23 protein-coding genes are annotated in these 22,268 nt (G+C 36.0%); 14 read left to right on the top strand and 9 right to left on the bottom strand.

The window, feature by feature from the left end; all coding sequences use genetic code 11:
- Window positions 1-11: 11 nt before the first annotated feature.
- The 6 genes from VNJ50_RS07825 to VNJ50_RS07800 all read left to right on the top strand — a co-directional run bounded on the left by VNJ50_RS07825 (window position 12) and on the right by VNJ50_RS07800 (window position 6,093).
- A complete protein-coding gene (locus VNJ50_RS07825) occupies window positions 12-506 on the top strand; it encodes a hypothetical protein (RefSeq protein WP_325580646.1) in 495 nt (164 codons plus the stop codon).
- Window positions 507-1,409: an ABC transporter ATP-binding protein gene (locus VNJ50_RS07820; RefSeq protein WP_325580644.1), complete on the top strand. Its 903-nt coding sequence runs from the start codon at window positions 507-509 to the stop codon at window positions 1,407-1,409. It begins immediately after the preceding gene.
- A gap of 79 nt (window positions 1,410-1,488) precedes the next feature.
- Window positions 1,489-2,211: an ABC transporter ATP-binding protein gene (locus tag VNJ50_RS07815; RefSeq protein WP_325580642.1), complete on the top strand. Its 723-nt coding sequence runs from the start codon at window positions 1,489-1,491 to the stop codon at window positions 2,209-2,211.
- Window positions 2,212-2,301: 90 nt separating this feature from the next.
- Window positions 2,302-3,408 (top strand): ABC transporter permease, encoded by a 1,107-nt coding sequence (locus VNJ50_RS07810; RefSeq protein WP_325580640.1) that lies wholly within the window; start codon window positions 2,302-2,304, stop codon window positions 3,406-3,408.
- 152 nt (window positions 3,409-3,560) lie between these two features.
- Entirely contained in the window at window positions 3,561-4,682 is a 1,122-nt protein-coding gene (locus VNJ50_RS07805) for an ABC transporter permease (RefSeq protein ID WP_325580638.1), read from the top strand.
- Between the two features lie 169 nt (window positions 4,683-4,851).
- Window positions 4,852-6,093, top strand: a complete 1,242-nt coding sequence (locus VNJ50_RS07800) for an ABC transporter permease (RefSeq protein WP_325580636.1) — start codon at window positions 4,852-4,854, stop codon at window positions 6,091-6,093.
- Window positions 6,094-6,197: 104 nt separating this feature from the next.
- Here the strand turns inward: VNJ50_RS07800 and VNJ50_RS07795 are convergent, their stop codons facing one another.
- The 4 genes from VNJ50_RS07795 to rpsF all read right to left on the bottom strand — a co-directional run bounded on the left by VNJ50_RS07795 (window position 6,198) and on the right by rpsF (window position 7,968).
- Window positions 6,198-6,674 carry a DUF6495 family protein gene (locus VNJ50_RS07795; RefSeq protein ID WP_325580634.1) on the bottom strand — a complete coding sequence of 159 codons (477 nt, stop codon included), beginning with the start codon at window positions 6,672-6,674 and terminating at the stop codon, window positions 6,198-6,200.
- A 181-nt stretch (window positions 6,675-6,855) separates the two neighbouring features.
- Window positions 6,856-7,317 (bottom strand): 50S ribosomal protein L9, encoded by a 462-nt coding sequence (gene rplI, locus VNJ50_RS07790; RefSeq protein ID WP_325580632.1) that lies wholly within the window; start codon window positions 7,315-7,317, stop codon window positions 6,856-6,858.
- A 13-nt stretch (window positions 7,318-7,330) separates the two neighbouring features.
- A complete protein-coding gene (rpsR, locus tag VNJ50_RS07785; protein ID WP_027124835.1) occupies window positions 7,331-7,627 on the bottom strand; it encodes a 30S ribosomal protein S18 in 297 nt (98 codons plus the stop codon).
- Between the two features lie 2 nt (window positions 7,628-7,629).
- Entirely contained in the window at window positions 7,630-7,968 is a 339-nt protein-coding gene (gene rpsF, locus VNJ50_RS07780) for a 30S ribosomal protein S6 (protein ID WP_325580630.1), read from the bottom strand.
- Between the two features lie 197 nt (window positions 7,969-8,165).
- Here rpsF and VNJ50_RS07775 point away from each other — a divergent pair, with 197 nt between their 5' ends.
- Window positions 8,166-8,861 carry a LytTR family DNA-binding domain-containing protein gene (locus tag VNJ50_RS07775; protein WP_325580628.1) on the top strand — a complete coding sequence of 232 codons (696 nt, stop codon included), beginning with the start codon at window positions 8,166-8,168 and terminating at the stop codon, window positions 8,859-8,861.
- Window positions 8,862-8,916: 55 nt separating this feature from the next.
- On the opposite strand, the gene priA is transcribed toward VNJ50_RS07775, so the two are convergent.
- From priA to nadC, 3 genes are read right to left on the bottom strand one after another with little or no spacing between them, the layout of a single operon-like run.
- On the bottom strand, window positions 8,917-11,370 hold the full coding sequence (priA, locus tag VNJ50_RS07770) for a replication restart helicase PriA (protein ID WP_325580626.1): 2,454 nt from the start codon (window positions 11,368-11,370) through the stop codon (window positions 8,917-8,919).
- Between the two features lie 8 nt (window positions 11,371-11,378).
- The gene (locus tag VNJ50_RS07765) at window positions 11,379-12,371 is read right to left on the bottom strand and encodes a YihY/virulence factor BrkB family protein (protein ID WP_414652880.1); all 993 of its coding nucleotides are present in this window, start codon (window positions 12,369-12,371) and stop codon (window positions 11,379-11,381) included.
- The gene (nadC, locus tag VNJ50_RS07760) at window positions 12,372-13,229 is read right to left on the bottom strand and encodes a carboxylating nicotinate-nucleotide diphosphorylase (protein ID WP_325580624.1); all 858 of its coding nucleotides are present in this window, start codon (window positions 13,227-13,229) and stop codon (window positions 12,372-12,374) included.
- Window positions 13,230-13,320: 91 nt separating this feature from the next.
- Between nadC and rlmH the strand changes: the two genes are divergently transcribed.
- Entirely contained in the window at window positions 13,321-13,794 is a 474-nt protein-coding gene (gene rlmH / locus VNJ50_RS07755) for a 23S rRNA (pseudouridine(1915)-N(3))-methyltransferase RlmH (protein WP_325580622.1), read from the top strand.
- Between the two features lie 20 nt (window positions 13,795-13,814).
- On the opposite strand, the gene VNJ50_RS07750 is transcribed toward rlmH, so the two are convergent.
- Window positions 13,815-14,114, bottom strand: a complete 300-nt coding sequence (locus tag VNJ50_RS07750; protein WP_325580620.1) for an HPF/RaiA family ribosome-associated protein — start codon at window positions 14,112-14,114, stop codon at window positions 13,815-13,817.
- Between the two features lie 174 nt (window positions 14,115-14,288).
- On the opposite strand from VNJ50_RS07750, the gene VNJ50_RS07745 reads away from it, so the two are divergent.
- The 3 genes from VNJ50_RS07745 (at window position 14,289) to VNJ50_RS07735 (ending at window position 17,959) form a co-directional block, all read left to right on the top strand.
- Complete coding sequence (locus tag VNJ50_RS07745) at window positions 14,289-14,867, top strand: non-canonical purine NTP diphosphatase (RefSeq protein WP_325580617.1); 579 nt, start codon at window positions 14,289-14,291, stop codon at window positions 14,865-14,867.
- Between the two features lie 255 nt (window positions 14,868-15,122).
- Complete coding sequence (locus VNJ50_RS07740) at window positions 15,123-16,976, top strand: DEAD/DEAH box helicase (protein ID WP_325580615.1); 1,854 nt, start codon at window positions 15,123-15,125, stop codon at window positions 16,974-16,976.
- 203 nt (window positions 16,977-17,179) lie between these two features.
- Window positions 17,180-17,959, top strand: coding sequence for a carboxypeptidase-like regulatory domain-containing protein (locus VNJ50_RS07735; protein WP_325580613.1), 780 nt, complete (start codon window positions 17,180-17,182; stop codon window positions 17,957-17,959).
- A 6-nt stretch (window positions 17,960-17,965) separates the two neighbouring features.
- Here VNJ50_RS07735 and VNJ50_RS07730 read toward each other — a convergent pair whose 3' ends face one another.
- Window positions 17,966-18,622 carry an RNA methyltransferase gene (locus VNJ50_RS07730; protein ID WP_325580611.1) on the bottom strand — a complete coding sequence of 219 codons (657 nt, stop codon included), beginning with the start codon at window positions 18,620-18,622 and terminating at the stop codon, window positions 17,966-17,968.
- Window positions 18,623-18,796: 174 nt separating this feature from the next.
- On the opposite strand from VNJ50_RS07730, the gene VNJ50_RS07725 reads away from it, so the two are divergent.
- From VNJ50_RS07725 to VNJ50_RS07715, 3 genes are all read left to right on the top strand, one after another.
- Window positions 18,797-19,471: an NAD-dependent deacylase gene (locus tag VNJ50_RS07725; protein WP_325580609.1), complete on the top strand. Its 675-nt coding sequence runs from the start codon at window positions 18,797-18,799 to the stop codon at window positions 19,469-19,471.
- Between the two features lie 277 nt (window positions 19,472-19,748).
- The gene (locus VNJ50_RS07720; RefSeq protein WP_325580607.1) at window positions 19,749-21,059 is read left to right on the top strand and encodes a TolC family protein; all 1,311 of its coding nucleotides are present in this window, start codon (window positions 19,749-19,751) and stop codon (window positions 21,057-21,059) included.
- A gap of 66 nt (window positions 21,060-21,125) precedes the next feature.
- The gene (locus VNJ50_RS07715) at window positions 21,126-22,205 is read left to right on the top strand and encodes an efflux RND transporter periplasmic adaptor subunit (RefSeq protein ID WP_325580605.1); all 1,080 of its coding nucleotides are present in this window, start codon (window positions 21,126-21,128) and stop codon (window positions 22,203-22,205) included.
- Window positions 22,206-22,268: the final 63 nt, after the last annotated feature.

Here is a 22,268-nt window from a genome sequence, read left to right as displayed (position 1 = left end):
AATCAAAAACAATGAAACATTTATTTTTTACAATCGGCCTATTGGCTTTAGTAGGCTGTAAAGACAGCAAAAACGCAGAAACGATCACAAAATCAGACGCCGTTGAACACGCTGTTGCAGTTGCAAACGAACATCATGACGATGAACACTCGGACGTGTATGGCAATGCCTGGAAAGAAGAAATTGAAATGGACAATGGCTCCAAATGGCAATCTGATGCAACAACAAACGAAGGTGCTCAAAAACTGCAAAATACTTTCAATTCGCTAACAACAAGCACCTTGCAAGACTATCACAAATTGGCCGAACTGTTAAATGAGGACAAAAATTATGTTGTTAAAAACTGTACAATGCAAGGCCCGTCACATGATAACCTACACATTTGGCTACATCCACTGATCGAAAAAATTGCGGCACTTTCAAAAACCGAAACCGTTGAAGATGCTTCGAAAATCAAACACAGTATTGAAGAAAACATCTCTGGATATTACGAATATTTCAAGTAAATGGATATTTCCATTTCCAACATATCAAAATCATATAAAAATGTAAAAGCCTTACAAAACATCTCTTTTGATGTTAAAAAAGGTGAACTTTTTGGACTTATAGGCCCTGATGGCGCGGGTAAAACTACGCTATTCAGGGTTTTGACCACATTGTTGGTCGCGGATGAAGGTTCAGCTTCTGTGGCAGGTTTTGATGTTGTTAAAAACTATAAAGAAATTCGGAAAAATGTTGGGTATATGCCGGGGAAATTTTCATTATATCAAGATTTAACGATTGAAGAAAACCTCAGTTTTTTCGCCACTATTTTTGGAACTACCATCGAAGAAAATTATGAGCTGATAAAGGATATATATATCCAAATTGAACCTTTTAAAAACCGTAGGGCCGGTAAGCTCTCCGGTGGCATGAAACAAAAACTCGCCTTATGCTGTGCGCTCATTCATAAACCAAAAGTGTTGTTTTTAGACGAACCAACAACTGGTGTTGATCCTGTATCTCGAAAAGAATTTTGGGAAATGTTAAAACGCCTGCAACAAAAGGACATTACCATTTTGGTTTCAACGCCATATATGGATGAAGCCGAACTTTGTGACCGAGTGGCACTTATTCAAGATGGGAAAATATTGGAGATTGACACACCTGAAACTATCGTGAAAAACTATCCAAAAGCAATCTACAATGTTAGCACGGATAATATGTACCAATTAATCAATGATTTAAAGGCCTATGAATTCAGCCATAGTGTTTATCCTTTTGGTGAATTTGTGCATTACACCGATAAAAGATCCGATTTTAATCCGAAGGAATTACTTGGATATTTAGAATCAAAAAATCTATCAAAAATTGAAATCGAAGAAACCAAAGCTACAATTGAAGACGTTTTTATGGAATTGGCTAAATAGCTTACAAGTTATCCCATCCTGCAAGGTTTCCAAAACCTTGTAGGTATAAATCAAACCTTGTAGGTATAAATTTAAAAAAATGAACAAAGTCATTCAAGCAGAAGGATTAACAAAGACATTCGGCGATTTCATAGCGGTAAACGCCATCACTTTTGAGGTTGAAAAAGGCGAAATATTTGGTTTTTTAGGTGCCAATGGCGCAGGAAAAACCACCGCCATAAAAATGCTGATCGGTATTTCTACACCAACTTTTGGCAAAGCTTCTGTAGCAGGATTTGACGTTTATAAGAACCCAGAAAACATCAAAAAGAATATTGGCTATATGAGCCAAAAATTTGCTTTGTATGATGACCTAACCGTTAAAGAAAACATTACTTTTTTTGGTGGAATTTATGGTTTATCAAGAAAAACAATCAAAGAAAAATCAGAAGCATTAATTAAAGAATTAGGTCTTGAAAAAGTTGCCGACCAGTTGGTAGGCTCGTTGCCATTAGGCTGGAAACAGAAACTATCGTTTTCAGTGTCCTTGATCCACGATCCTAAAATCGTGTTTTTGGACGAACCCACAGGAGGAGTTGACCCCATAACGAGACGTCAATTTTGGGAACTAATTTATAAAGCGGCCGATCAGGGCACCACGGTTTTTGTGACCACACATTATATGGATGAAGCTGAATATTGTGATCGTGTTTCCATCATGGTCAACGGAAAAATAGAAGCTTTGGACACACCAAAAAAGCTTAAAGAACAGTTTGGAGTGGACAGCATGAATGATGTGTTTTTGAAATTGGCGAGAGGTTAGAAGGAGTTTTCAGTTAGAGTTTACAGATTTAAAAATCTGCGGGAAATATTAATATAAAAAATAAAGATTTCTGCTTTCGCGGGTAGTAGCATGAAAAGATTCAAAGGTTTTGTACAAAAGGAATTCTACCATATTTTTAGAGATAGACGCTCGCTGTTTATTCTCTTCGGAATGCCCATTGCCCAAATTTTACTGTTTGGTTTTGCCATTACCAATGAAATCAACAATGTGGATATTGCCATTTTGGACCATTCAAAAGATGCCAATACGGAAGAAATTATTAATAAAATAGCAGCTTCAAAATATTTTAGCATCAAGCAAATCATCACGCGCGAAACGGATATTGCTGCTGTTTTTCAAAACGGAAAAGTCAAAGCCGTTTTAAATTTCGAAAAGGACTTTAGTAAAAACCTCATTAAAGACCACAAAGCAACGATTCAGATTATTACAGATGCCACGGATCCGAATACCGCAAATACCATTACCAATTATGTAAATGCCATTCTCCAACAATATCAAAAGCAACTGAACAAGGATATTACACTTACTTACCAAATAATACCACAAACGCGCATGGTTTATAATCCGGAACTGAAAAGTGTTTATATGTTTGTTCCCGGCGTGATGACCATTATTTTGATGTTGGTTTCCGCAATGATGACCTCGATTTCTATCACTCGAGAGAAAGAATTGGGTACTATGGAAATCCTTTTGGTATCGCCTTTAAAACCCTTTCAGGTCATCGTAGGAAAGGTATTTCCCTATATTTTTCTGTCCATCATCAATGCCATAATCATTGTGGCGATGAGCATTTTTATATTTAAGATGCCCGTTCAAGGGAGTTTGTTTTTGCTAGGATTGGAAAGCGTATTGTTCATCATCACCTCATTGGCATTGGGCATATTAATCTCTACTATATCGGCAACCCAACAAACGGCAATGATGATATCATTAATGGGCTTGATGCTTCCTGTAATATTATTGTCTGGATTTATTTTCCCTGTTTCGAGCATGCCTATACCGCTTCAAATCATTAGCAACATCATTCCTGCCAAATGGTTTATCATCATTATAAAAGGCATTATGCTAAAAGGCGTAGGGCTGCAATTTATATGGAAAGAAACCCTGATTTTATTGGGAATGACGCTATTTTTTATTGGATTGAGCGTGAAAAAGTATAAAATTAGACTGGAGTGAAGTTTAGTGGGTAGAAAATCCTGCAAGGTTCTGGAAGCCTTGTAGGTCTCAAAAAAAACATCATCAACCGTCAGGTTTACAGCACATTTAGAAAGAACGAACAACTTAAAAAGAGATTCCTTCCCGATAACTATCGGAATCGCAGGAATATTATGAAAACAATCCTTTATATCATACAAAAAGAGTTCAAGCAAATCTTTAGAAATAAAGGCATGCTTCCGATCATTTTTGTTCTGCCTCTACTCCAACTCGTTATTCTGTCGAATGCTGCTACTTTTGAGGTTAAGAATATCAAATTTAGCTATATCGACAATGATCATTCGTCCACATCAAGAGCATTAATAGAAAAATTCAACGCCTCAACTTACTTCGATGTGTTAACAGATTTTCCTTCAGAAGCAATATCAAGTGCCGCGATGTTAAAAGGAGAAATCGATGTTGTATTGGAGATTCCGCGGCATTTTGAACGTGATTTACAAAAAGAAAAACACAACACGTTAGGGGTCACTATAAATGCCATTGATGGTGCCGCCGCTGGTGTTCAGAATGTATATATAACACAAATAATACAAAGTTACAACAAGAATATTAGAACCAATTTAGCGCAAATTTCAGATCTTCAAATTCAACCTATACATATTGATACCATCCCTCTATTTTGGTATAATGAAACCTTAAACTATAAAACTTTTATGGTACCTGGCATTTTAGTTTTGTTGGTGACCATGATCACCCTTTTTCTATCAGGAATGAATATTGTCAGAGAAAAAGAAATTGGCACGTTGGAGCAGATTAACGTAACGCCCATCAAAAAAAGTCAGTTCATCATCGGAAAACTCTTTCCGTTTTGGGTTATTGGAATGGGATTATTAACTGTTGGATTGGTATTGGCACGCTTGATATTTAACATTCCCATATTAGGTAGTTTGGTACTCCTGTACTTCTACACTTCCATCTACATTTTAGTGGTTTTGGGCATTGGTTTATTCATTTCAAACTTTACGGACACGCAACAACAAGCCATGTTTATTGCTTGGTTTTTTATGGTGATATTTATTTTAATGAGCGGCTTGTTTACACCCATTGAAAGTATGCCAAAATGGGCACAGATCATTACCGAATTTAATCCTATAAAATACTTTGTTCAAGTGATGCGGATGGTCATGCTTAAAGGTTCTGGGTTTATGGATATTTTGCCTCAAATTATCAAAACACTTGTTTATGGTCTTGTCATGAACGGATTGGCGGTTTGGAGTTATAAAAAAACAAGTTAAGTGTAAAATATGAACAAAAAAACAAGAAGCTATCATAACTATTAGGTTAAAAACCAATCACAAATAGCAACATTTAAAAAAATAGTATCGCTTTTACAAATTTATAGTAACTTTATTGACCGTTTGTAGTCTTATAGACAATCAAGCTTAACAAGAACACCTCGCTTTTATGTTTTCATTATTCAAAGAGAATATCAGAATTGCATTCAATTCCATTCGTACTCAACTGCTTCGTACCATTTTAACTGTTTTGATAATTGCCATTGGTATCACGGCTTTGGTGGGAATTTTGAGTGCGGTATCTGCTTTGGAAAACACTATTTCGAGCGACTTTTCATCTATGGGTGCCAATACTTTCAATATTCAACGCTATGAATTTAATACGCAGCGTGAAAGTGGCAAGGAAGTTCAAAAAATCAATCCAATCATAGGTTATCGTGATGTCAAAGATTTTGAAACCCAATATAATTTTCCATTCACACAAGTATCTGTTTCATTTATAGGAACGCAATCGGCCGAAGTAAAATTCGAAAACAAAAAATCAGATCCTGAAGTAATGGTTTTGGGCGTTAATGAAAATTATATCCAAAACTCTGGATTGGAAGTAAGCGAGGGGCGCGAATTTAACTTTTTTGATATAGAAAACAGCAGTTCACTCTGTGTTATCGGAAGTGATTTGGCAAAGGCACTTTTAAACAACGTCAATCCAATTGGTCAGACACTAAGCGTAAGAGGTGCCAAATTTAAGGTAATAGGCGTTTTAAAGGCCAAAGGTTCGAGCTTTGGAAACAATCAAGATTTGCGCATGATGCTGCCCATTCAAAAAGCACGAACACTTTTTACGAATCCAAATATTAACTATAGTCTAAGTGTCAAAACCGACAACAAAGACATGTTGGAAGGCGCGCAAGACGATGCTATATTGACTTTTAGAAATATTAGAGGGCTTAATCCTATCGAAGAAAATAATTTTGGAATAGAACGCAGTGACGACTTAATCAACCGCATTGGATCTATAACCAATTACCTGTATGTTGCGGCATGGATCATAAGCCTGATTACCATTTTAGGATCGTCCATAGCTTTGATGAATATTTTATTTGTATCGGTCACTGAGCGAACGCGTGAAATTGGCGTCCGTAAAGCCTTGGGTGCCAAACGAAAAACCATCGCTACACAGTTTTTTATGGAATCCATCATCATCGGGCAACTGGGTGGGATATTGGGGATAATTTTAGGTGTGCTGATTGGCTATGGCGTTTCGGCTGCAGCCGATTTCCAGTTCTCCACACCATGGTTGGCCATGTTCAGTGCATTTACAATAGCATTTATTGTAGCAGTTGTAGCGGGATTATTACCGGCTGTAAAAGCTGCTAAACTAGATCCGGTGGAATCATTGCGCTATGAGTAAAATTTGAAATTGAAGTTGAAATTGAAATTGGATAGAACCCATAAGAGTTTAAATATCTCTTGACTTTCAAAAAACAATTTTAGTTTGATTCTTAAATATTAATTTTATTCTCCAAGCACTAACTTCTCAAAATACTTAAACAAATTACCTTTGGTAATAACACTTCCTTGTTGAATGAGCTTAAATTTATCTAAGGCTTTATCTTCAGAATAGTCTTTATTGGCTGTTAAAAATTCGACATCATCAGAAAGTAGATTATTTCTCAACCAGTCAAAACCTTGATTGGTGGTTAAATCTATAGTGTCAATTTTAAGCTTTATTGCTATCAACTGCATATTTTTTTCCGTCAGATGGAATAAATGTATTTGCTGTGGAGAAATATGTTCCAGATAAGCTACTTTACTCAAAACACCTTCCCATACCAAATCACTGAACACATCCAATTCTTCCTCAGCTACTTCTGGTGTATTTGTTTTTATAGCAGCCCATTCATCAGCCGTTATGGATTGTGTTGCCAAAAAATTGATGAATTCCTGATGCAGTTCCTCAAACTGCTCTTTGCTAAGTCTTGTATATTTCATGATTCCTTCTTGATCTCCCCAAAGGGAAGAAACCTATTTTAACATAAATGTGAAGTTATTGAAATGTTGGTTCTTTTTATTAACAATAACTTTAATACTTAATTAAGAATAAAAATTATGTTTATGAAAAAAGCCTCATTCCATTAAAGGATTGAGGCTTTTACAGTTTTTATTACAAAAATTATGCTTCTGCAATAACGTCAAAAGTCATATCAACTGTTACATCTCTATGCAATCTGATCACAGCAGCATATTGACCTAAACGTTTGATGATACCACCAGTTACAGCAATGTATTTTCTATCTACAGAAATACCAGCTTCTGCCAAAGCATTTGCCAAATCGATATTCGTAATAGATCCAAATAACTTATCGCCAGCAATTGCACCTGCAGCTGCTTTAGAAGTCAATCTGATTTCCAATGCTTTAATTGCTTCGGCTTGTTTTTGAGCCTCTTCAATAATTTGTTTTTCTTTAAAAGCACGTTGTTTCAAGTTCTCAGCCAATACTTTTTTAGCCGAAGCCGTCGCCATAATAGCTTGTCCTTGAGGAATTAAGAAATTTCTACCATAACCGTTCTTAACCGTTACAACATCGTCTTTAAATCCTAAATTTTCAACGTCTTGTTTTAATATAAGTTCCATAGTTATGTTTTAATTATTTTAATAAGTCTGCTACATAAGGCATCAACGCCAAGTGACGCGCTCTTTTTACTGCTACAGATACTTTTCTTTGATATTTTAATGATGTTCCTGTTAAACGTCTTGGCAACAATTTGCCTTGCTCGTTTACAAATCCTAACAACCAATCAGCATCTTTATAATCAACATATTTGATACCAGATTTTTGAAAACGACAGTATTTTTTCGTTTTGCTTGTGTCAATATTCAATGGGGTCAAATATCTGATTTCCCCATCTTTTTTTCCTTTGGCTTGTTGTTCTATTGATGACATAATTATGCTTTTTGTTTTAATTTAGTTCTTCTTCTTTCAGCCCAAGAGATTGCATGCTTATCCAATTTCACTGTCAAATAGCGCATAAAACGTTCGTCACGTCTAAACTCTAATTCTAGTGCGTTGATAACTTCACCAGGTACAGTGTACTCAAACAAGTGATAAAATCCACTTTTTTTGTTTTGGATTGGGTAGGCCAATTTTTTTAAGCCCCAATCTTCTTTGGATACCATCTTTGCTCCTCTAGAAACAAGAAAATCTTCGTATTTCTCTACTGTTTCCTTTATCTGTGTTTCAGATAAAACGGGATTTAAGATGAAAACAGTTTCATAATGATTCATATTATTCAATTTATTAATTAAAAATGTCTGCAAAAATAATCATTATAAATGGTTCTCACAACTAAATATTATTTAAATTTACGCTAATATTATAATGGTAAAAATATGTTAAATTGAACACTTTGCCGACGATATTAGGTTTTTATCCGAATTTTTTGTACTATTGTCGATATCTTAACCTAAATAAATGAAATGTTATGACTTTAAACTGTGTAGTAGTTGATGACTCTGCGATACAACGCTTATCGATTGTAAAGTTAATTGAAAACCATCCTTCACTTAATCTTATTGCTGAATACAGCAGTGCCCTTGAAACCAAAAACGGTTTAAATACCCATAAAGTGGACCTCATCTTTTTGGATATTGAAATGCCTGTTCTCAATGGTTTTGAATTACTTGATGTACTCAACAACAAACCTCAAATTATTTTTGTTACTGGTAAAACCGAATATGCGTTTAAAGCCTTTAACTATGATGCTACAGATTATTTGCACAAACCGATCACAAGAGAACGTTTTAATGTTGCCGTAGAAAAAGCTGTAGAACTACATAAATTGAAACTCGATTTCAATGAGGCCGATGGCGAGCACATCTTTGTTAAAAGTAATCTTAAAAAACGTAAGGTTTACATCAAAGACATTAAGTGGATTGAAGCACTTGGTGATTATGTAAAATTGGTCACCGAAGAAAACAGCTTAGTGGTGCTTTCGACCATGAAAGCTTTTGAACAGGAACTTCCGGAAGGCAAGTTTTTAAGAATCCATAAATCGTACATTGTCAACTTGGACAAAGTAGATCGATTTAACAGTAAAAATGTTGAAGTCGGTGCCTATGAGATCCCATTAAGCAGGAACAAAAAGACCGAACTTGTAGATGCCTTAAATAACATCTAAACATTGATAGATCTGTCCCAAACCAAATCTAATCAATCATGAAAATTTTATCGTATTAGTAATTATCGACATTTAGAATTACCCTAACCAACCTAAATTCCTTAATGCTCAAAAAGCTGTTGTTAATCTTAACGATGGCTTTTTTTGTTTTTGATAAGGATTGTTGCTGTGGAATCTTAATCAAAATATTTTTATGAAACTGATTCCTGATTCTCGAAATAGGTGGAAACTCAGGCCCTAGAACATTACTTTTAAACACCTGCTTTAGTGCCGTAGCATACCATTCGGCGCCAATATTTACAATATTAAAATCTTTGTGCCTTAAGGTAATTTTAATCAACCTATAAATTGGCGGATATTTAAAGTTATGACGTTCGTCCATTTGCTCGGCATACATCTCGACATAATTATTGGTCGAAACTTGTTGTAAAATCTTGTGGTGCGGATTATAGGTTTGAATCAGCACTTTTCCTCTTTCATCGGTTCGTCCTGCCCTACCCGATACCTGCATCATCAATTGGAAACTCCGTTCATGCGCTCTAAAATCAGGGAAATTGAGCATATTATCGGCATTCATAATCCCTACCAACTTCACATTCCTAAAATCCAATCCTTTGGTCAGCATTTGTGTACCTACCAAAATATCAATTTCGTTTTGCTCAAAAGCGGTTATTAATTTATCAAAACCAAATTTGCCGCGCGTCGTATCCAAATCCATACGCGCCACTTTATATTCTGGAAAAAGTGCTTGGGCTTCTTCTTCAACTTGCTCTGTGCCAAAACCTTTATTATCCAGCTCGACACTGCCACACGCCATACAGTTTTTGAGCATCACGGTATAATAACCACAATAATGGCAGCGCAACTCATTTTTGTATTGATGGTAAGTTAAACTCACATCACAATTGGGACATTGTGGCGAATGACCACAGGTTACACACTCTACAATAGGCGAAAAACCACGTCGGTTTTGGAACAATATAATCTGATGGCCTTCTTTTAAAGTAGCGGTCATTTCTTCAATCAACCGATCACTAAAATGACCCGTCATCCGTTTGCGTTTTTGCTTATCCTTAATATCTACCAATTCAATATCGGGCATCAACACATTATTATAACGGTGTGAAATTTCTACCAAACCATATTTTCCCTGTTTTACATTATAATAGGTTTCCAAACTAGGTGTTGCCGATCCTAAAAGTGTTTTACTTTTAAAAAGAGAAGCCAAAACAATAGCTGCATCACGAGCATGATAACGCGGTGCCGGATCAAATTGCTTAAACGACGTTTCGTGTTCTTCATCAACAATGACCAATCCTAAATTTTGGAATGGCAAAAAAATTGACGACCGGGCACCCAATACAATTTGCGCTTTAGGTTGATTATGCAACACATTGTTCCATAGTTCAAGCCGCTCATGCGATGAGTATTTGGAGTGATAAACAGAAACATTGCCGCCAAAATAAGTTTCTAATCGACTCACCAACTGCGTAGTCAACGCAATTTCAGGAAGCAAATACAATACTTGTTTACCTTGCGCAATCACTTCTTCAATGAGTTTTACATAAACTTCAGTTTTTCCGGAAGATGTCACCCCATGGAGCAAAGTAATATTAAACGCATCAAAAGACTGCTTAATTTCCTCAAGCGCTTTCTCTTGATAAATATTCAAGGTTTTTGAAGCTTCGTTGTCATCTCCAGAATAATTGATGCGGTCTTCCTGAAAATAATACTCTTCCAAAATCAGCTTATCGATCAATGTTTTAACAATCGATGAGGATGCACCGCTCGTTTCGATCAAATCTGAAACTTTAACAGGTTTTTTGGTTCGGGCCGAAATCGAAAACAAGGTCATGATCACATCCCTTTGCTTAGGTGCCCTGCTCAACTCTTCTAATAATTCTTGAAGTTTATCGGCTGCTGAATATTGGGAATTCAACTTGACATAACGCACCAATTTCGGTTTATATTTTTCATATACCTCCTCTTGAAGTAAGATCGCCTCCTTTTCTAAAAGTGAATTGATCACAGAAAGCACATTTTTCTTATCAAGAATATTTACTAAATCATGAAGTTTTAATGATGACTGATGATGAAGTGCCTCATACACCAAAAACTCATCGTCCCTTAAATCACTCTCATTAATAACCTTATCATCATTTTTTGTAATTACGGCCTCGCTTTCAAGCAAAAAAGAATTAGGCAACGCGGCGCGAAGCACATCGCCTAATGTGCACAAATAATAATTGGCTATCCACTGCCAATGCGCCAATTGGTTCTGCGTAATTATTGGCGCCTCATCCAAAATTTGATGGATATCCTTAGCTTCGTATGCCAAGGGTTGTTGTTGATGAATAGCGAAAACCAAACCCGTATAAATTTTACTTTTCCCAAAAGGCACAGCTACGCGCATACCGGGTTTCAAAAACTCTGACTCGGCTTGGGTAATACCGTAAGTGAAAAGTTTTTCAAGAGGAACAGGAAGAATAACATCTATAAAATGGGACATGTAAAAAATTAAGAAAGTTCTTTTAATGATTTGTTCCGATTAAATTTTTTCAATAATCTGATGGTGGCATTAAGCTCAAAACCAAGCAATAATATATTCGAATTTAACCATAGATAAAACAATAGAATCAATAAAGCACCAATTGAACCATAAAGTTCATTATAGGTTGAAAAATACGTAACATAAACGCCAAACAAGTACGAAAACACGATAATTAATATGGTTGTTAGCAAAGCACCGGCCGAAAAGAATTTAGAGTCCTTACCTTCACGAGTACCAAAATAATAGAGAGTTGCCGTAGCAATATAAACCATAATCACAAAAAACACATACTTAGCAATGGCCACCATAAGCAAACCTTGCTCATAGGTTTCATAACCTTGTCTATCCATATAATACAGCAAGCGTTGAATAATATAAATTTCAAAATATCCTAAAACAGCAATCGTCACAATCAATAATAAAACTAAGATAAGGGCCACCATCACGGAATACAAATACTGCTTGACCACACTGCGCGTAAGCTGCTGATGATAAGAACTTTCAAATCCCGAAAAAAGGGCACTAATTCCGTTGGCCATTAAAAAAACAGACAATAAAAATACCGTTGAAATCAATCCGCGGTTGTCCTTTTTATAAATATTCTGAAAAATATTTTCAAAGAAGAAATCGGAGGTTTGTGGTGGCAGTACAGAATTTAAAAACTCTTTAAACTCATTTTCAAATCCTGGCACAGGAATATAAGGAATTAAAATAATAATGAATAATAAGAACGGGAATATGGCCGTAAAAAAGCTAAACGCAATGGCACTTGCCCTACTGGTCACCGCTCCTTTTATGATACCTTTGACATAAAGCCTTAAAAAATAATATAAGGTAAGTCCCTCAAGCGCAGGTAGTTTTATTTTTTTTAATAGTTTGACAACATGTTTTAATACGGGGATTTTTTCAAGTTTATCCTCAATTTTATCCTCGATATTTACATCTGTATTATCCGACATCTACACGGCTTTTAAACTTAAGTCCATATTATATACCGAATGGGTCAATGCTCCCGACGAAATATAATTAACGCCACACAATCCATAATCTCTTACGGTGCTTTCATTGATCCCGCCAGACGATTCGGTTTGACATTGGTCGCCAATCATTGCCACCGCTTTTTTGGTGTCTTCATAATTAAAATTATCAATCAAGATCCTATAAACACCATCTGATTTAAGAATCTCCTCGATCTCATCAAGGTTTCTTGCTTCGACAATAATTTTTAAATCCAGATGATTGTCTTTTATATACGCTTTGGTTTTTGTAATGGCTTTGGTTATGCCACCAGCAAAATCTATATGGTTATCTTTCAGCATGATCATGTCATAAAGCGCAAATCTATGATTTTCACCACCGCCAATTTTTACAGCCCATTTTTCTATGGCCCTAATTCCTGGTGTGGTTTTTCTGGTATCCAAGATTTTCGCACCTGTTCCTTCCAACAAATCAGCAAAAATTTTAGTTTTTGTAGCAATAGCGCTCATCCGTTGCATAGCATTCAAAACCAAACGTTCGGCCTTTAGGATAGATTGCGATGACCCTTCAACATAAAACACAATATCACCATGCTTCACTTCGGCACCATCATCGATCAAGGTTTCCACTTTAAGATCTTTATCAATATATTCAAAAACACGCTTTGCAAAAGCAACCCCAGCTATAATGCCATCATCTTTTACCAATAACTTTGCCTTTCCATGTGCATCAAAAGGAATACATGCCAACGAACTGTGATCGCCGTCGCCCACATCTTCCCTAACAGCATTGGCAATGATAAGCTCTATTTCTTTATTGAATTGTTCTTGTGAAATCATTTTTGGGATATTTTAGGTAAAAATACTAATTGATTCTGAAACTATACAAATTCCAAATTCTAAATCCTGCTTAAATTTGTAAATTTGTGATATGCAAATAAAACTTCTTGCCATCGGTAAAACCGATAATCAGCAATTACAACAACTTATTGATGACTATCAAAAACGCTTGGGTTTTTATATTAAGTTTGAATTTGAAATTATTCCTGATATAAAAAACGCCAAAAATTTAAGCGAAAAGCAACAAAAACAACGCGAAGGTGAATTGATTCTTGCCAAGGTTGGCACGAGCGATCTTCTTATTTTATTGGATGAAAATGGCAAGCAGTACGATTCGGTAAGCTTTTCTGAACATCTTCAAAAACAAATGAATTCGGGTATTAAACAATTGGTTTTTGTTATTGGCGGCCCTTATGGTTTTTCGTCGGAAGTTTACACAAAAGCAAATGGGAAAATATCCTTATCTAAAATGACATTTTCCCATCAGATGATTCGTTTGTTCATGATTGAACAACTTTATCGTGCCTTCACAATATTACGAAATGAACCTTATCATCATCGTTAAATTGGGTTTTATTCTTGTTATTAATAAGTTTTAAAAGTTTGCTTTTTTTTCTTTAACTGAATTTGCAAATCGGAGATCGTCTCCTTTACGGCCATCTCAAAATTCTTCTCATCGGATGTTGCGAACACATCTGGTCCTGGCACTCCCAATTTAATATTACAGATTTTACCTTTGTCAGGATTGGTGCCTTCTTCTTTGAAAAACACATCGGCACTAATCAACCATTCATATTTTTCAAGGAGTTTATTTAATTTTTTAGTAGTGAACTCTGCCAGTGAATCGCTATAATCCAGATTCACGAATTGAATGTTTATTGTCATAATAATCGTTTTTATATTACGATACCAAAATACAGGTTTAATAACAAATGGGTCATGATATAAATCATAAATAATATTTAAAGTTATATGCTTCATAAAACTGCCAGCCGTTTCTACAGAATCTAAATTTTAAAGTACTTTTGTAAAAGACAACATCAAAAAACCAATTTAGCCATGCAACTTGTTTTTGCCACAAACAATATTAATAAACTTAGAGAAGTTCAAAGCTTAATTCCGAATCACATTAAATTATTGAGCCTAGAAGAAGTTGGATGCTACGAAGATGTGCCAGAAACCCAAGAAACTATTGAAGGCAATGCCATTCAAAAAGCAACCTATATCAAAGAAAAATATGGATACGATTGTTTTGCCGATGATACGGGTTTGGAAGTTGACATATTAGATGGAGCACCGGGAGTTTATTCGGCAAGATATGCTGGCGAACAACGAAGTTCTGAAGATAACATCCAAAAAATCCTTAAAAACATGGACAACGCCACCAATAGAAAGGCGCAGTTTAAAACCGTTATTGCATTGGAATTTAAAGGCAATCAACATTTGTTTACCGGAATTTGCAAAGGAGAAATCACACATCAAAAAATAGGCGACCATGGTTTTGGCTATGATCCTATTTTTAAAGCAGAAGGTTATGACCAAACTTTTGCCGAAATTTCATTGGAAGAAAAAAACAAGATTGGCCATCGTGGAAAAGCGGTTCAATTGTTGATAAATTTCTTAAATTCCAACGCCTAAAAAAGCCATAATCATAATAGGAAGATCCCTAAAACTAGCGCAACATTGTGCTTCTCTACACCTTAACATACCCTAAATATTGTTTTTGTCGAAAAAAAATCAAGAAAAATAATTTTGATTAAAAAATAAATCGTACATTTGCACCTTCAAAAATTTCCTCAAGGTGAGGATGTGTTACTGGGAGTTTAGGTTAAGTAAGTCGATTCGCTTCTGTTGTAACACTGTAGAACATAATCGAAATACTTATTAAATCGAATGAACACATTCCAAGATTTAGGTCTTAATGATGACCTATTGCGGGCAATAACTGACATGGGTTTTGAAACTCCAAGTGATGTCCAATTAAAAGCAATTCCAATTTTATTAGAACAAGACACTGATTTAGTGGCTTTGGCACAAACAGGAACAGGAAAAACCGCTGCGTTTGGCTTTCCTATGTTGCAAAAAATTGATACCGAAAGCAGGACAACCCAAGGGTTAATCCTCTCTCCTACTCGCGAACTTTGTTTGCAAATAACAAACGAATTAAAAAATTACGGAAAATATTGCAAAGGTTTTAATGTGGTCGCCATTTATGGCGGTGCCAGTATTACCGAACAAGCCCGTGAAGTTAAAAGAGGCGCACAAATTATTGTAGCCACTCCTGGGCGTATGAAAGATATGATCAATCGTAAAATGGTTGATATTTCCAAAATTGAATACGCTGTGCTTGATGAAGCCGACGAAATGTTGAATATGGGGTTTTATGAGGATATCACTGATATTCTTTCATTTTCTCCAGAAGACAAAAATACGTGGCTATTTTCTGCAACGATGCCAAAAGAAGTATCGAACATTGCAAAAAAATTCATGGATTCGCCAGTTGAAATTACTGTTGGAAAGAAAAATGAAAGTACAAGCCAAGTCACCCACGAATATTATTTAGTAAATTCTCGTGATCGTTACCAAGCTTTAAAACGTTTGGCCGACGCAAATCCGGATATTTTCTCAGTAATTTTCTGTCGTACAAAAAGAGATACACAAAAAGTAGCCGAACAACTTATTGAAGATGGCTATAGTGCCGGTGCGCTACATGGCGATCTGAGCCAAAACCAACGTGATATGGTGATGAACTCATTTCGTAAAAACCAAATCCAAATGTTGGTGGCCACGGATGTTGCCGCTCGTGGAATTGACGTTGACAACATTACGCACGTTATCAATTACCAATTGCCGGACGAAATTGAAACCTATACGCACCGTTCAGGAAGAACAGGACGTGCGGGGAAAACTGGAGTTTCGATGGTTATTATTTCTAAAAGTGAACTGCGTAAAATTAAAAGCATTGAACGCATCATTAATAAAAACTTTGACAGAAAAGATATTCCTGATGGAATGGCCATTTGTGAAGTGCAATTGATGTCTTTGGCAAATAAAATCTATAAAACAGAAATAAATCCAGAAATTGAAGAGCATCTGGGCAAAATTAATGAACTGCTTGAAAACACCACAAAAGAAGAATTGATACAAAAATTCTTTTCAGTAGAGTTTACAAGATTTTACAACTACTATTCAAAATCGAAAAACTTATCGGTATCCGATAGTCGTGGAAGTGACAGAGATGGAGATTCTGGACGTGATTTTGGAGGCAGCGATAATTCAACACGTTACTTTATCAATGTTGGTAAAAAAGACGGTTACGATTGGATGAGCTTGAAAGATTTCCTTAAAGAAATTCTAGATTTAGGAAGAGATGATGTTTTTAAAGTAGATGTCAAAGATAGTTTCTCCTTCTTCAATACCGAAAAAGGTTTACAAGAAAAAGTATTGGCCTTTTTCAATGACTACAAACATAATGGACGTTTTGTAAATGTTGAAGTCAGTGAAGATCAAGGTGCCGGTACAAGCAGAAACAAAAGACGTCCTAGCGGTGGCGGAAGACGTTCTGATGGCGACTTTAAACCACGTGGTGAAAGACGTACAGGTGGCGGCGACAGAAGAAGTTCTGATTTTAAACCAAGACGTTCGGGCGAAAGTTCTGGTCCAAACCGACGCGAAAGACGTGCAGCAGTAAGCGAAAAATCATCTGACGCTTCTTCTTTTACAAGAGAAAGACGTTCAAGACGCTAAAAAATAAATGCAAATTTGAAATATATAACGAAGTGGAAAGTACATCTTTTCACTTCGTTTTTTTATTATATAATATTTGGTTTTGCCACTAATGCCACATTACGTTTCTAATGACATTCGCTAAAGTTAATATTATATCAAAATTATCTTATTTAGTGACTTATCTAAGTTTAGTTTCTTATTTTTATCGCTTAAATAAACCAATGAGGCACCTACTCTTACTTATCGTATTTATAGCTTTTTCCTCACGTTGTATGGCTCAAGACCCAACAACCGTTATGGGTGTGGTTTACAGCACCTCCACAAATGATGTTTTAGAAAGTGTCAATATTGTCAACCTAAATCAAGTGATCGGAACCACTACAAATGGTGAAGGCAAATTTGAAATTAAAGCAGCCGTCAACGATACGTTACATTTTTCATTCTTGGGTTATAAATCAATAAAAGTCCGAGTAACCAATGACTGGTTAAAATTTGGGGAAACCAAAATTGAAATGACTGAACTTGCACTTGCACTTGAAGAAGTGGTAGTCAATCAATTAAGACTTACTGGTTTTTTAGAACTCGATATCAAACAACTTCCCATAAAAACCAATTACAGATATAGTATTTCCGGGCTGTCTTCTACAGGATATGAAGCAGGAACTACCAGTACCGGTGGCGTAAATAAAGTATTGGGCTCTATTTTTAATCCAGCTGACTTTTTATATAAAACGTTTGGCAAAAAAGGGAGAGAATTACGTAAGTTAAAACAAGTGAAAAAAGATGATGAAATCAGAAACTTGTTAGCTTCTCGTTTTGACCGCGAAATGCTTATGGTACTTTTAGAAGTCGATCGGATTGATTTGGATGAAATTGTCAGCCGTTGCAATTATTCCAGAGAGTTTATCATATCGGCCAACGACCTTCAGATTTTAGATGCCATAAACGAATGTTACGAAGAGCACAAAGTACTGAGCCGAAGTAATAAAAAGAATGATTAGTCGATTTTATTTTGATTGATAATAACGGGCAACGATCTCATCATAACTTTTTAGCGTCTTTGAAATCCAATCCAATCGTTTTTCCAATTGTTCTTGTTCTGACAACTGCCATTTTACATCAGATTGCCTCAATTTGTTAGTAACATCCTGTAAAATTATTGCTGCAGAAACTGAAATGTTAAGACTTTCGGTAAACCCGACCATAGGGATTTTTAAATAACAATCGGCAACATCCAAAACCGCCTGTGACAAACCTTCGGTTTCTCTTCCAAAAAAGAAACATGATTTCTTTGTAATGTCAAAATCTGCAAGGACCTGATCATTGTGATGTGGCGTTGTTGCAACAATCTGATAACCATTATCTTTTAAGTTATTTACGCAATCTCCAACCGTATGATAGCGTTTTAAATCCACCCATTTTTGTGAACCCATTGCAATTTCCCTATCAATGCGTTTAGAATTTCTTTCTTCTACGATATGAACTTCCTGAATCCCAAAAACATCGCAACTTCTAATTACGGCACTGGTATTATGTAATTGGTATACATCTTCAGTGGCCACGGTAAAATGTTTGGTCCGATTAGGAAGTACGGCATCAAACCGTGCTTTGCGCTGTGGGGTCAAATAGGTTTCTAAATAATCTAAAAGTTGAAGGTCAATCATTGAAAATCTTTATATTTAGGCAAATTAACAAAACAAATGTAAGGCAAGCTCTAAACGCCATCTATATTTTTTAAGAATATAGGATTTTAAAAATGGAGATTTAGATATAAAAGGATAAGCACTTAAAAACAACTTATCTGCAGAATAAAAAAACACCTTAGATCAATACCAAAAATGAAACATATTGTTATACTTACAGGCGCAGGAATAAGTGCCGAAAGCGGAATAAAAACTTTTAGAGATGCCGACGGATTATGGGAAGGCCATGATGTTATGCAAGTCGCAACTCCCGAAGGTTTTAAAGAAAACCCCGAATTGGTCCTTGAATTTTACAATCAAAGAAGAAGACAATTACTAACCGTCAGACCAAATACTGCACATATGGATTTGGCATCACTCGAGAAAAAATATAAGGTAACGATCATCACTCAAAACGTAGATGATCTTCATGAACGTGCTGGAAGTTCTAATATCATTCATTTACATGGCGAACTTTTAAAATCAAGAAATATCCATGACGAATTTACATTTTATGATCAAAAAGGAGATATCAAATTAGGCGACACATGTCCTAACAATTATCAATTAAGGCCCCATATTGTGTGGTTTGGAGAAGCTGTGCCAATGATTGAAAAAGCAATGGAAGTTTGCGCTACTGCCGATATTCTAGTCATTATTGGCACCTCAATGCAAGTGTATCCTGCTGCTGGATTGATGCATTATGTGCCAGAAGACACTCCCACTTTTTTTATAGACCCAAAACCCACGATGGAGAGTCGAAATAATCTGACTGTCATTGCCGAAACTGCAACAGTTGGTGTAAAGCAGCTTATTAAACTATTGGAATAATAAAAACCGATTTTGAACTATAATCACGATTTATTTTGATTGATTCATTACTTTTATAACCTGTAATTTTAAAAACAGGCACTAATATTTTCTTATCCTATTAAATATCCTCACGAACAACCTTTTTGTAACACTCAATATTTACTTCTAAATAAAATTTAAGGATTGTTATCGCATTTAGAATTAGCGGTACAGTCATGCTGTTTTTTGTTGGTAACATAAGTTACTGACCATCATCTTCACGCCTCGTATTTTTGTCATATAAATAATTATACTGATGAAAAACAACACATTTATTCTAATCCTTTCTTTCATAGGCTTTACTTCGATGGTTAAGGCCCAAGAGATAATACCCATCTCAAAAGCCATCGTTTTGCAAAAGGTTAGTCAAGAAAATAGCTCACTAAAAATATCAGAACAAGAATTTATCCAAGCCCGAGCAGACTACCGACAAACCAATGCGGTGTTTTTACCAAACATTTCGGCAAGCCATATCGGTACGGCTACAACAAATCCACTCATGGCCTTTGGGTCAAAATTAAACCAGGCCATCTTAACGCCCAATGATTTTGATCCTGCCGTGCTTAACGATCCGGCGCAAGTCCAAAATTTTGCCACCATTTTTGAAATCCAACAGCCTATTATCAATATGGATGGTGTTTACCAACGTAAAGCCGCAAGAGCAAAAATGGATGCCATGGCTTTTAAATCAGAACGCACCCATGAATATCTGGTTTTTGAGGTCGAAAAAGCATATATGCAGTTACAGTTGGCCTACAAAGGCGTGAATGTTTTGAAAAAGGCTTTATTAGCTGCCGAGGACAATAAAAAATTGGCCGATAATAGTTTTCTCCAAGGATATTTGCAACGTGCCGATGTTTTGAATATGGAAGTACGCGTTACGGAAATCCTAAATCAATTACAGATAGCAAAAAGTAATGTCCTAAATGCATCCAACTACCTGTCCTTTTTGATGAACGATGAAAACGATGTGGTTTACACACCGACGGATGACCTGATAATTTCAGAAATGGGGATTGAAGAAAAAAGCATTTCTGAAAACCGATCGGATATCAAAGCCATGCAATTGAGTGCCGAGGCTTATGAAGCCATAAACAAAGCCGATAAGATGGCTTTTTTACCGCGCCTTAACGCTTTTGGCCGCTACGAACTTTATGACAATAAAATGTTCCAAGGAGATGCCAACGGGTATTTAGTTGGTGCACAACTATCCTGGGATTTGTTTCAAGGATCCAAACGAATCGGAAAACTACAAAAAAGCAAAGCAGAGCTTGAAAAATCAAAACTGGAATACAATCAATATGTATCACAAAGCCATCTGGAATTGAACAAGGCAAAACGAGCCTTGACCGATGCCAAAAACAAATTGAACCTTACCGCTTTAGCGTTAGAACAATCGAAGGAATCTTTAAGGATCAGAACCGATCGATTTAAAGAAGGCTTAGAAAAAACATCCGATTTATTAATGGCCGAAACACAATACGCCCAAAAAGAAATGGAATACAACCAAACCATTTTTGAATACAACTATGCACAGGCCTATCTCCACTTTTTAACCAAACCATAAAAGCAGAAATAAAATTAAAAATCCAAAGTAGTACTCGCAGATCTTGATCTTAAAAAACATCTAAACATGAAAAAAACACTATATACAATCGTCACATTTTCCATCGCGTTGGTCATGACCAGTTGTGGTAGCGACACCAAAAAATCGGCTACTGACAATGCTCCGGCAATTACTGTAACAACAAATAAAGTATCTTTAGGAAACACCAATCCGTTTTTGTCGGTAAGTGGAAAAATACAGGCCGCCAACAGTGCCGATTTAAGTACCCGGATGATGGGGTTTGTAAACAAAATCCACGTTAACATCGGTGACCATGTCAACAAAGGTCAATTGTTGATTTCGATAAACAACAGCGATCTTCAAGCCAAGCAAGCGCAGGTAAATGCAGGTATCACCGAAGCTACGATAGCTTTCAAAAATGCCGAAAAAGACTATCAACGCTATCAAAATTTATTTGCCAGTGCTAGTGCTTCACAAAAGGAAATAGATGACATGAGAGCCAATTTTGAAATGTCAAAAGCCAGACTGGAATCGGCAAACCAATTAAAAAACGAAATCAATGCGCAATTTGCCTATAGCAATATTACCGCTCCATTTAGTGGTCGAATAACCGGAAAGAACATTGAAACTGGCGATATGGCCCATCCAGGAATGCCCTTGATGAGCATTGAAGCTCCGGGACAATTTGAAGTTATTGCCATGGTTCCGGAGACCGAAATTTCAAAAATTATAAAAAATACAGAGGTCGATGTTTTAGTAAAATCCATTGACCAATCGTTAAAAGGCAAGGTACATGAAGTGAGTGTATCCGCAAAAAACACAGGTGGCCAATATTTGGTGAAGATTGTACTCGATAAAACTGATGCCAATATTCTTTCCGGCATGTTTGCGAGCATCCAATTCCCAGTCGAGAAACAAACCACCACCGATATGGTTTTAGTTCCTACCGAAGCCATTATTACCAACGGCCAACTATCTGGAATTTATACCATAAGCCAAAACAACACTGCCATATTGCGCTGGTTGCGGTTAGGACGCACCTATGGCAATGAGGTAGAAGTATTATCAGGATTATCGGCGGATGAGGTATATATCGTATCAGCGAATGGAAAACTGTTTAATGGCGCAAAAATTAATATTCAATAAATAATACCAATTAGTACAGTTCTAAAAGGTTTTAGAGCTTGTAAGCATCAACAAAAATAACAT

Source organism: Gelidibacter sp. (assembly GCF_035577925.1).
In the GTDB taxonomy this organism is placed as follows: Bacteria; Bacteroidota; Bacteroidia; order Flavobacteriales; family Flavobacteriaceae; genus Gelidibacter.
The sequence above is the reverse complement of the archived record's forward strand: the minus strand, read 5'-3'. Positions and strand labels throughout refer to the sequence as shown.